Source organism: Nitriliruptor sp. (genome assembly GCF_040882075.1).
Classification (GTDB): domain Bacteria; phylum Actinomycetota; class Nitriliruptoria; order Nitriliruptorales; family Nitriliruptoraceae; genus Nitriliruptor.
In genome coordinates, this window is record NZ_JBBEBZ010000216.1 from 1 (window position 1) to 10,367 (window position 10,367).

The following is a 10,367-nucleotide window of genomic DNA, read 5'->3' on the forward strand; positions in this document are numbered from 1 at the left end:
ACGAGGCGCAGCACGCCGCCGAGGACGTCAAGGACGAGGCGCAGCACGCCGCCGAGGACGTCAAGGACGAGGCGCAGCACGCCGCCGAAGGCGTCAAGCGTGATGCCAGCTCGGACGGCTCCGTCAGCAACGGCGCGCCGACCGCGATGCCGACCCCGATCACGCCTCCCCCGGCTCCCCGCACCTGACCCGCTCCACCTCGGTGGCCCGGCTCGCCTCGCGGCGGCCGGGCCACCGCTCGTTCGACGGCCGGGCGGCGGGCGCATCGAGCGCACGGCACCCGGCCGCGGTGACGCTCGGCCACGGACCCCGTACGGTGTCTCGACATCGAGATACTGTCATCGCTGTCCAGCCCGCCCGCACCCGCCGGGCCCCGAGCTCGTCAGCCCCCAGGATCCCCCCGTGTCCGTCTGCACCTCACCGACGCCCACCGGCATCGGCCCCTCCTCGGCACCGCCCGATCGTCGGGCGCCGGGTCGCATCGAGCTGACCAGCTTCCTGGCGTTGTCGATGGCGTTGGCGGCCCTCGGGATCGACCTGCTCCTGCCGGTCTACGACTCGATCCGAGCCGACCTCGGGCTCGCCGTCGGGGCGACGGCGGTCACCGGTCTGATCACGACCTACTTCCTCGGTCTCGCGGCCGGCCAGCTCTTCTACGGCCCGATCGCCGACCGGTACGGCCGCAAGCGCGCGTTGCACATCGGGTACGCCATCTACGGGGTGGCGGCGCTCGCCACCGCGATCGGCCCGAACCTCGGCGTGCTGCTCGTGGCCCGCTTCGTGTGGGGCCTCGGCGCGGCCGGACCCCGCGTGGTCACGCTCGCGATCGTGCGCGACACCTACGAGGGTGAGCGGATGGCGAAGGCCATGTCGTTCATCATGGCCGTGTTCATCCTCGTGCCCGTCATCGCCCCGAGCCTCGCTGCCGGGGTGGCGACCTTCGTGTCGTGGCGGTGGCTCGCGGTCGGATCGGCCGTCGCGGCGGTCGCGGCCGCGCTGTGGGCCCGGCGTATCCCGGAGACGCTGGCACCCGAGCACCAGCTGCCGCTGACGTTCTCGCGCATCGGTGCCGCCGCCCGCGTCGTCGTCTCGAACCGTCAGACCGTCGGCTACACCCTGGCGCTCACGGCGATGTACGGCGTCTTCGCCTCGTACCTGGCCAGCAGCGAGCTGATCTACGACCAGGTCTTCGACCAGTCGGACCGCTTCCCGCTCATCTTCGGCGGGCTCGCGGCCGTCATGGGCGTGGCGATGTTCACCAACGGGAAGGTCGTCGAGCGGATCGGGACGCGCCGGCTCGCCCACGGGGTGTTGATCGGGTACCTCGTCGCGGCCTCAGGGTTGGTCGTCATGGCCGTGCTGACCGGTGGACGCCCCCCGCTGTGGGTGTTCCTCATCGGCATCGCCGCCATGCTGGTCTCGCACGCCCTCCTCATCCCGAACTTCAACACGATCGCGATGACGCCGATGGGGGCCATCGCCGGCACGGCTGCATCGGTCATCGGCGCCACACAGATCGCCGTCGGGGCGCTGCTCGGAGCGCTGCTCGACCGCACCTTCGATGGCACCATCATCCCGCTGTCGTTCGGCTTCCTCGGCTACGGGGTGCTCGCCTTCTGCCTGGTGCTGTACGCCGAACGTGGCCGGCTCTTCCAGCGGCTGGTGCCCAGCCCGACGGTCGAGGAGCGGGCCGTCGCCGTCGCAGATCACGAGGTCGTCTGATGGAGACCCGCCACATCGGTTCGCTCGAGGTCTCGGCGGTCGGGCTCGGCTGCAACAACTTCGGTCGCCGACTCGCTCTCGACGGGACGCGACCGGTGGTCGAGGCCGCGCTCGACGAGGGCGTGACCCTCTTCGACACCGCTGACGTGTACCGCGGGGACCGAGGCTGGTCCGAGGAGCTACTCGGCGCCGCGCTCGGTCGCCACCGTGACGAGGTGGTCATCGCCACCAAGTTCGGCATGGAGCTCGACGAGCAGCGGCGTGGCGCCGCCCCCGGGTACGTCCGCAGCGCCTGCGAAGCCAGCCTGCGCCGCCTCGGGACCGACCACATCGACCTCTACCAGCTCCACCAGCCCGACCCCGACGTCCCGATCGCCGAGACCATCGGCGCGCTCGGTGAGCTCGTCACCGCGGGGTGGGTGCGCGAGATCGGACACTCGAACCTCAGCGCCGACGAGGTCGACGCCGCCGCGGCAGCGACCGAGGGTCCGCGGTTCGTCTGCGCCCAGGACCAGTGGAGCCTGCTCGACCGCGACATCGAACGGGACGGCAACCTGTCGGCGGTCCGCCGACACGGCCTGGCGGTCCTGCCCTACTTCCCACTCGCGTCGGGGCTGCTGACCGGCAAGTACACCAGCGGTGAGGACCACGACCCCTCGTGGCGTCTGGTCGACATGCCGGAGGATCGGCGCGCCGAACGGTTGAACGACGAGCGGCTGGCCACCACCCGGCAGCTGGCAGCGTTCGCGGCGGATCGTGACCGCACCCTGCTCGAGCTGGCCGTGTCGTGGCTGGCCGTGCAGGTGCCGGTGGCGTCGGTGATCGCCGGCGCGACCCACGCGGACCAGATCCGCGCCAACGTCCGCGCCGTCGGGTGGCAGCTGACCGCCGACGATCTCGCCGAGATCGACGCGATCACGGGCGTCGGCGACCAGCCACGCTGACCGCGGGTGGGCACACCACTGGACCCGTGCGCCGGCGGGCGCCGCGTCAGGGCAGCGGCACCGGTGCCCGATCGTCGTCCGGCGCTGCGGGCGTGCCGGTCCGTGTGAGCACCGCTGGCCACCGACGCCGGCCGCGAGCCCGGGTCGCCAGCCGCTGGGCGAGGCTGTCGAGCACGAACCCGACGGCGCCGATCAGGACGACCACGCCCATGAGCTCGTCGTAGCGGAGCCGGTCACGGGCGTCGAGGATGGCGTAGCCGAGCCCGGAATCCACACCGAGCATCTCGGCGGGGACGATGACGATCCAGGCCGTGCCGAGCGCGACCCGCAACCCCGTGGCCAGGTGCGCCCGGACGCCGGGCAGGACGATCGAGGTGAGCTGTTCCCGGCGGGTGGCACCGAGGCTGGCAGCGACGCGCAGCCACCCCCCATCGAGCGCGTGGACCCCGGCGGCGGCGTTGAGCACGATCGGCCAGACCGCGGCGACGGCCACGAGGAACACCACAGGTGCGTCGCCGACCCCGAGCAGCACGATGGCGATCGGGGTCCACGCGAGCGGTGAGATCATCCGCAGGAACTGGAAGAGCGACCCGGTGAGCTCCGCGAGTCGACGCGAGCGACCGATGGCGATGCCGAGCGGCGCCCCGACCAGCGCCGCGAGCGCCAGTCCCGCCAGCAGCCGCTCGAGCGTGACCACGAGGTGGATCACGCCGCGACCGCTGGTCAGGAGCGCGACGAGCGCGGGCACCGCGTCGAGCGGCGAGAACCGCGCCAGCATCGACCCGGGGGCGGCCACGAGGTCCGTGACCGTCCACCAGAGTGCGGCGGCGAGGAGCAGCCCGCCGAGGCCGCGCCGGGTCCGGACCAGACGGCTGGTCGTCGGCTCAGACATCGATGGTCTCCGTGCGCGACAGCTCAGCCGGCAGGTCGAAGACCTCGGGACCTCCCACCGCGTCGATCGCTTCACGTACGTAGCGGTCGTCGACCAGATCGCCGTGCACGGTGGCCGGGTCGAGCCCGTCGAGGAAGGTCCGGTCACCGTCGACCACGGTGTCCTGCATGCGGCGGACCAGCTCCTCGGTGTACGACGGGAACGGGAACGGCTGGAACCCGATGCGGCGCGTCTCCCACTCGGGGTGCTGGATCGCGCCGCTCGCGCCGTACTCGCCGAGGTCGTAGTGGGTGAGGGCGCGGGCGATCGCCGGCTCCGGTTGTGGCAGGTACCCCTCGCCCGCGTCCGACAGCAGGGTGGCGGTGGCCAGCGGGTCCTCGCGGACGGCCGCCTGTGCACGGACGAGCGCTTCGACGGTCCGCGTCGACCAGTCGGGCCGTTCCTCGAGCGCGTCGGCGTGCATCACCGACACGCAGCAGGCGTGGTCGAGCCAGACGTCCCCGGTGAAACGCAGGATGTGACCGATGTCCTGCAGCTCGGCGACGGCGTTGAACGGGTCGGCGACGATGTAGCCGCTGATCGACCCCTGGGCCAGGGCCGGTGGCATGTCCGGTGGTGCCATCACCACCAGCTGCACCGTGCCGTCCGACTCGGAGGGTGAACCCGCACCGACGATGGGGGTCAGGCCTGCCTCGGCGAACAGCAGCTGCAGGGCCACGTTGTGGATCGAGTGCCAGAACGGGACGGCGACGGTGGTGCCCGCCAGCTGCGACACGTCGTCGATCCCGTTGGCGACGGTCAGGCCGGACCCACCGGTGTGGTTCCAGGCGACGATCCGCAGCGGCACCTCGCTGGCGAACCGCAGCTGCACCGCCATCGGCATCAGCAGGTGCACGATGTCGACCTGGCGGGCCTGGAACGCCTCGGCGACCTGCGCCCAGCTCCGCAGCAGCGTGGGCCGTTCGACCTCGAGCCCCTGCTCCTGGTAGAGGCCGAGCCCGTGCGCGGCCAGCAGGGGGGTGGCGTCGGTGATAGGCAGGTACCCGACGCGCAGCCGCGGGTCCCCCGGGTCGCTCGCTGACGAGGTCTGCGAGCTGGCCGCCGTCTGGGTGTCGTCCTCCAGCAGGCGGCTGCAGGCACTCAGCACGCCGCCGCCGGCTCCGATGACGCCGAGGCCGAGCAGCCCCCGGAGCAGCGAACGGCGGTCGAGGTTGGCCGGGACGAGCGGGTCGTGATCGGGCATCAGGCCACCAGTCCATCGATCTGCGCGAGGGGGTCGGTCGCGTACCGGTCCAGCAGCTCACGGCGGGCGTCGCCCAGGGCAGCATCGTCGCGATCGAGCTCGGCGACGTCCCACGTGGCGGTGATCCCGCGGTCGCCACCACGCAGCAGCGCCACCCGATCACCGAGGTGGAGCGCCTCGTCGACGTCGTGGGTGACGAGCACCACGGTCAGGTCCAGCAGCGACCGGATGTCACGCAGCCAGTCCTGCAGGGTCCGGCGGGTGAGCGGGTCCAGGGCCGCGAACGGTTCGTCGAGCAGCAGCAGCGGCGGCGCGGTGACGATGGTCCGAGCGATCGCGACGCGCTGCGCCTGTCCCCCGGACAGCTCTCGGGGCATCGCGTCGGCGAGGGCGGCGAGGCCGAGGACCTCGAGCAGACGATCCACCTCGCTGCTCCCGATCCCGCGGTTGGCGCGGTAGCGCAGACCGAGACCGACGTTCTCACGGACGTCGAGCCACGGCAGCAGGTGGGCGTCCTGGAACACGATGCCGGCCGCCGCGCGACCGTCGGGACGCTTCGGCACGTCGAGCTCACCCTCCGACAGGTGATCGAGCCCGGCGACGATGCGCAGCAGGGTGGACTTGCCGCACCCGGACGGGCCGAGCAGCGACACCACCTCACCACGCGCCACCTCGAGGTCGAGATCGCGGAAGGCGGTGATGGGACCGGAGGGCGAGTCGTAGATCTTCGCCCCTCCGGTCACCGCGAACGCGAGAGTTCCCATCGCAGCTGGGCCTCCGTGGGAGATTGGATCGGGAGGAAGGCCGCTTCCCGCAGCCTCCGTGCCGTCGCGGACGCGGCGAGGTAGCCGGCTCCACCGGTGACCGCCGCCTCGTGGCGGGTGGCCTCGACGGCGAGCTCGCTGGCCTCGAGCCGCAGACGCACGAGCTCGTCGTCGGCGGGGTCGGGAGCGTCGAGCCGGCGGCGGTACACCGCGTCGAGATCCGCCCGCCGGGCGAGCAGGGAGTCGTGATCGGCTCGGAAGGTGCTGAGCGTGCCCTCGTGGCGAGGGCCGGAGGCGGCGATCGACGCGTCGGCGAGTCCGAGGCACAGGGCCGTCTGCAGCAGCAGGAACGAGGGGCGGACGTCGGCGAGGAAGTCGAGGAAGCGGTCGGTCAGCACGCGGCCGACAGCGACCTCGACACCCTCGAGGGTCACGGTGGTCGACGCCGTGGAGCCGAGGGCGAGCAGCTCGGGGTACGGGCGCAGCCGGACCCCCGCCTGGTCGGTTGTGATGGCCACGACCAGGTTGCGCCCCGCCTCGGTCCTGGCCGGCAGCACCACGACCGCCCCGTCGGTGAACAGGTTGGACGCCCAGGGGATCGTGCCGTCCAGCACGACCCGGCCGTCGAGCTCGCGCGCGGTGACCGTCAGTTCACGCAGCCCGAGCGCCGCTTGGAACGCGGTGGCCATCGCGGTCGCGCCGGGACGTTCCCCGGCAACGAGCGCGGGCACCAGCGTGCGCTGGATCTCCTCGCTCCCCCAGCGTGCGAGGTAGTCCAGCGCGGTCCGGTGCGCCCACACCGAGAACGCCGTCGCGGTGCAGACGCGGGCGAGCTCGTGCACGACCGTCGCTTGATCGGCGAGGCTGCCGGGTCCACCGGGCAGACCGAGGTCGAGCAGGCCGGCGGCGCCGAGCTCCCGCAACGTCGGGCGGAGGTCCAGCTCACCGCGGTCGACCGCGGCAGCGCGAGCGGCGGCCTCGTCGACCAGGCGGGCCAGGTCGGTCGGAGCGTCGGCCGGAGCGTCGGTCGGAGGACTGAGCAGCGTGTCGGTCCGCACGTCAGGCCAGCTCGTGGAGGCGGTCGATCGGCGCGGACACCACGTCCCGCGCCCGCTCGACGTCCTCGACGCACGGCGCGTCGTAGAAGCACAGGCACTTGCCGAGGTCCTCGCGCACGTAGGTGCGGCGGAAGGCGACCTCGGGGACCTCGGCGTACAGGGGGGACTTCTCGCGCTTGCGCGCCAGGTAGGTGTCCATGGTCAGCTCGGCCGGCAGGTCCCACTCGACCAGGTACCGGGGAGCAGCCGCAGCCTCGGCCTTGACGTCGTCGAGCTCGGCGCCGACGAGCCGCACCTGCGCGACGTCCTCGACCTCGATGCCGGCGTCCGCGACTGCGGACCGCACCGCGTCGGCATCGGCGGTGTCGTGCTCGACCACCGTGAACAGCCGCTTGAGGTCGGCGGTGACCCGCGACTCGACGACGCTCGCGCCGGAAGCCCGGACGGCCGGGACGAGCCGTTCGATGAGGTGATCGACCTCCGAGCGTTCGACGGCCAGGGTCGGGATCTCGATCAGGAACAGGCTCACGCGGGCACCTCCGGGGGTGGTCTCGGGCAGGACCGGACGGTACGGAGAGCCACGCCGGGTCCGCGCTCACCCGCGGGAGAACCGTTCGAACGGTTCTCCCGCCCAGGGTGGCGCTTCGGGTCAGCGGTAGGTCAGCAGCTCCCGCCCGTGCGGCTCGAGGTGCGCGTGGTCGTTGACGCTGACGAGCGTGGTGCCTCGGCGGCCGACGACGAGCTTGGTGATCGAGGAGTTCACGATCACGGTGTTGAGCCGGGCCCAACCTCGCGGCTCGAGCCCGAGCGCGTCGGCGCACACGGCGGAGATGACGCCCCCGGAGGTGACCACCACGGCGGTGCCGGACAGGCCGTCGGCCAGATCGACGACGGCTCCACGGACACGAGCACGGAACGCGGCGAAGCTCTCCTGGTCGGCCCCGTGATCCCCGGCGATCCACCGGGCGAGCGCGTGCTCGAGCACGGCCTGGAACGCACGTCGAGGATCGTCCTGACGGGCCTCGGCGGGCAGCTGCGCGGGGTCGTCCAACACCTGGCGCACCAGCTCGACGTGGTCGTACTCGTCGAACCTGGCGTCCTCGACCGCAGCGGTCCCGAGGCGCTCGAGGAGCGGTGCCGCGGTGTCACGCTGACGGACCAGCGCGCCGCGCACGACCTGCCGCACGTCGGTGAGCATCGCCAGCCGTTCCGCGACGATGGCAGCCTGGCGCTGACCGGTCTCGGACAGGACGTCGTAGTCAGCGGCGCCGAACGACGCCTGACCGTGACGGACCAGCAGGATGGTCGCCATCAGCGCCCCGCCTGCCGGATCAGCCGCAGGCACCGTCGGTGCAGGACGTGCACACCGAGCCAGAACCACCGGAACGCGGGGTTGCGCGACGCGCTGACCACGTCGCGCGCGTGGATCTGTTCGATGATCACGGCCAGGCGGAACAGCCCGTAGACCTCGTAGAAACGCCACCCGTCGGGGGCGACGCTGCGGCCCGTCGCCGCCAGGTAGCGCGCCACGACCTCGTCGCGGGTGAGCATCCCCGGGGCATCGGTAGGCTGACGGCGGAGCATGCGGAAGGCCCGGCCATCGTCGGCCTGGACCCAGTAGGCCAGCGAGGCGCCGAGGTCCATGAGCGGGTCGCCGACGGTCGCGAGCTCCCAGTCGAGGACGCCGACGATCCGGGACGGGTCGTCCGGCGCGAGGACGAGGTTGTCGAACCGCCAGTCGCCGTGGACGACGCACGACCCGACGTCGTCCGGACGGTGGGCCTCGAGCCAGGCCATGACGCGCTCGAAGCTCGGCACGTTGCGGGTCCGGGCGGCGCGGTACCGCTGCGACCACCCGGTGATCTGCCGCTCCACGTACCCGGGGCCCCGCCCGAACGATGCGAGCCCCGTGGCGAGCGGGTCGACGTCGTGCAGCTCCACCCACCGGTCGACGAGCTGTTCCGACAGGTGCCGAGCAGCCGCCGCGTCGAGGTCCAGCGCGGACGGGATGCGCGAGCGGAGGATGGTGCCGTGCAGCCGCTCGGTCACGGCGACGTCGCTCCCCAGCACCGGGTGGGCCTCCGCGGTGGCCACGACGGCGGGCACGTAGGGGAAGGCCGGCTGGAGCAGCTCCTGGATGCGGGCCTCGCGCAGCACGTCGTGACCGGAGGCCGGCTTCGCCCCGACCGGTGGGCGCCGCAGGATCAGCTCGCGATCGGGGTAGCGCAACAGGTAGGTCAGGTTCGACGCCCCGCCGGTGAACTGGCGGACCTCCGGGGGGTCATCCGGGAGTCCCGCCACCTCGTCGCGGAGCCACGCGTGCACCGCGGCCACGTCGAACGCGTCCGCGTCGCGGACCTCGGCGAGGTGACGATCGACGAGCTCGTCGCTCACCCCGCGACCTCGGCAGCGTCCTTGGCGCGCTGGAGGTAGGGGCCGAGCTCGATCCGAGCGACCACCCCACGGTGCACCTCGTCGGGACCGTCGGCGATGCGCAGGGCGCGGGCGATGGTCCACGCGGCGGCCAACGGGTAGTCGTCGGACATCCCGGAGCCACCGTGCAGTTGCATCGCGGCGTCGATGACCTGCTGCGCGACGTTCGGCACGGCCACCTTGATCTGCGAGACGGCCGACAGGGCGCCGAGCAACCCCTCGGTGTCGAGCAACCACGCGGCGTGCAGCACGAGCAGCCGCGCCTGCTGGATCGCGATCCGAGCGTCGGCGATCCGTTCCCGGTTGCCACCGAGGTTGGCCAGCGGCTTGCCGAACGCGGTCCGCGTCGCGGCCCGCTCGCACGCGAGCTCGAGCGCGGCCTCGGCCAGTCCGATCAGGCGCATGCAGTGGTGGACCCGACCCGGACCGAGCCGGCTCTGGGCGATCTCGAAGGCACGACCCGGTCCCCCGATGATGGCGTCCGCCGGCAACCGGACGTCGGTGAAGGACACCTCGCCGTGGCCGGAGGGTGCGTCGAGGTAGCCCATCGCCGGCAGCAACCGCTCGACGCGGACCCCCGGCGTGTCCATCGGCACGAGCACCATCGAGTGTTGCGAGTAGCGGTGCGCGGCCGGGTCGGTGACCCCCATGAAGATCAGCACCTCGCAGTCGGGGTGCCCGACGCCGGTGCTCCACCACTTGCGCCCGTTCAGGACGACCTCGTCGCCGTCGAGGACGGCGGTGGCCTCCATGTTGGTCGCGTCCGAGGACGCGACGTCCGGTTCGGTCATGCAGAACGCCGACCGGATGCGGCCCTCGAGCAGCGGGTCGAGCCAACGGCGCTGCTGGGCCTCGGACCCGAAGTGCAGCAGCACCTCCATGTTCCCGGTGTCGGGCGCGCTGCAGTTGAAGATCTCCGACGCGAGGTGGGAGCGGCCCATCTCCTCGGCGAGCGGGGCGTACTCGACGTTGCTGAGGCCAGCGCCGTGCTCTCCGGGGAGGAACAGGTTCCAGAGGCCTTCGGACCGGGCGGCGTCCTTCAGTTCCTCGACGACCGGCGGGATCGACCACGGCTGCGGCTGCGCCTGCATCTCACGCAGCAGGTCGTGCTCGATCGGCGCGATGCGTTCGGCGATGAACGCGCGGACGCGTTCGATCAACTCCTGCGCGCGTTGCGAGTGGGCGAAGTCCACGGATCTGCTCCCGACGGCGAGGTGGCACGGACGGCCCCGACCGGACGCGCACCCTAGGAGCGTTGGCCACCCGCTCCCGCTTCGGGCGCAACATCCTGGGCTGGGGCCCAGGTCCTTG

The 10,367-nt window shown here is 72.4% G+C and carries 10 protein-coding genes and 1 pseudogene; 3 read left to right on the forward strand and 8 right to left on the reverse strand.

Going from position 1 to position 10,367, the window contains the following annotated elements; all coding sequences use genetic code 11:
- The 3 genes and pseudogenes from WEB03_RS15875 to WEB03_RS15885 form a co-directional block, all read left to right on the forward strand.
- Window positions 1-188, forward strand: a pseudogene (locus WEB03_RS15875) (hypothetical protein); the annotation flags it as partial.
- Window positions 189-402: 214 nt separating this feature from the next.
- Window positions 403-1,722 carry a multidrug effflux MFS transporter gene (locus tag WEB03_RS15880; protein WP_368071898.1) on the forward strand — a complete coding sequence of 440 codons (1,320 nt, stop codon included), beginning with the start codon at window positions 403-405 and terminating at the stop codon, window positions 1,720-1,722.
- The gene (locus tag WEB03_RS15885; protein WP_368071899.1) at window positions 1,722-2,666 is read left to right on the forward strand and encodes an aldo/keto reductase; all 945 of its coding nucleotides are present in this window, start codon (window positions 1,722-1,724) and stop codon (window positions 2,664-2,666) included. Before WEB03_RS15880 ends, WEB03_RS15885 begins: the two co-directional genes overlap by 1 nt.
- 46 nt (window positions 2,667-2,712) lie before the next feature.
- Here the strand turns inward: WEB03_RS15885 and WEB03_RS15890 are convergent, their stop codons facing one another.
- The 8 genes from WEB03_RS15890 to WEB03_RS15925 form a co-directional block, all read right to left on the reverse strand.
- On the reverse strand, window positions 2,713-3,558 hold the full coding sequence (locus WEB03_RS15890) for an ABC transporter permease (RefSeq protein ID WP_368071900.1): 846 nt from the start codon (window positions 3,556-3,558) through the stop codon (window positions 2,713-2,715).
- Window positions 3,551-4,801: an ABC transporter substrate-binding protein gene (locus tag WEB03_RS15895; RefSeq protein ID WP_368071901.1), complete on the reverse strand. Its 1,251-nt coding sequence runs from the start codon at window positions 4,799-4,801 to the stop codon at window positions 3,551-3,553. The genes WEB03_RS15890 and WEB03_RS15895 overlap by 8 nt, the downstream gene beginning before the upstream one ends.
- On the reverse strand, window positions 4,801-5,565 hold the full coding sequence (locus tag WEB03_RS15900) for an ABC transporter ATP-binding protein (protein ID WP_368071902.1): 765 nt from the start codon (window positions 5,563-5,565) through the stop codon (window positions 4,801-4,803). The genes WEB03_RS15895 and WEB03_RS15900 overlap by 1 nt, the downstream gene beginning before the upstream one ends.
- Window positions 5,541-6,623, reverse strand: a complete 1,083-nt coding sequence (locus WEB03_RS15905) for an acyl-CoA dehydrogenase family protein (RefSeq protein ID WP_368071903.1) — start codon at window positions 6,621-6,623, stop codon at window positions 5,541-5,543. The genes WEB03_RS15900 and WEB03_RS15905 overlap by 25 nt, the downstream gene beginning before the upstream one ends.
- Window position 6,624: 1 nt before the next feature.
- Entirely contained in the window at window positions 6,625-7,152 is a 528-nt protein-coding gene (locus tag WEB03_RS15910) for a DUF4242 domain-containing protein (protein WP_368071904.1), read from the reverse strand.
- Window positions 7,153-7,272: 120 nt separating this feature from the next.
- A complete protein-coding gene (locus tag WEB03_RS15915; protein ID WP_368071905.1) occupies window positions 7,273-7,935 on the reverse strand; it encodes a histidine phosphatase family protein in 663 nt (220 codons plus the stop codon).
- Entirely contained in the window at window positions 7,935-9,017 is a 1,083-nt protein-coding gene (locus tag WEB03_RS15920) for a phosphotransferase family protein (RefSeq protein WP_368071906.1), read from the reverse strand. Before WEB03_RS15920 ends, WEB03_RS15915 begins: the two co-directional genes overlap by 1 nt.
- Entirely contained in the window at window positions 9,014-10,249 is a 1,236-nt protein-coding gene (locus WEB03_RS15925) for an acyl-CoA dehydrogenase family protein (protein WP_368071907.1), read from the reverse strand. The genes WEB03_RS15920 and WEB03_RS15925 overlap by 4 nt, the downstream gene beginning before the upstream one ends.
- Window positions 10,250-10,367: the final 118 nt, after the last annotated feature.

Excerpts from the sequence above, each read along its gene's own strand:
- WEB03_RS15885 (WP_368071899.1), top strand. The coding sequence starts at position 1,722 with ATGGAGACCCGCCACATCGGTTCGCTCGAGGTCTCGGCGGTCGGGCTC.
- WEB03_RS15890 (WP_368071900.1), bottom strand. The coding sequence starts at position 3,558 with ATGTCTGAGCCGACGACCAGCCGTCTGGTCCGGACCCGGCGCGGCCTC.
- WEB03_RS15895 (WP_368071901.1), bottom strand. The coding sequence starts at position 4,801 with ATGCCCGATCACGACCCGCTCGTCCCGGCCAACCTCGACCGCCGTTCG.
- WEB03_RS15900 (WP_368071902.1), bottom strand. The coding sequence starts at position 5,565 with ATGGGAACTCTCGCGTTCGCGGTGACCGGAGGGGCGAAGATCTACGAC.
- WEB03_RS15915 (WP_368071905.1), bottom strand. The coding sequence starts at position 7,935 with ATGGCGACCATCCTGCTGGTCCGTCACGGTCAGGCGTCGTTCGGCGCC.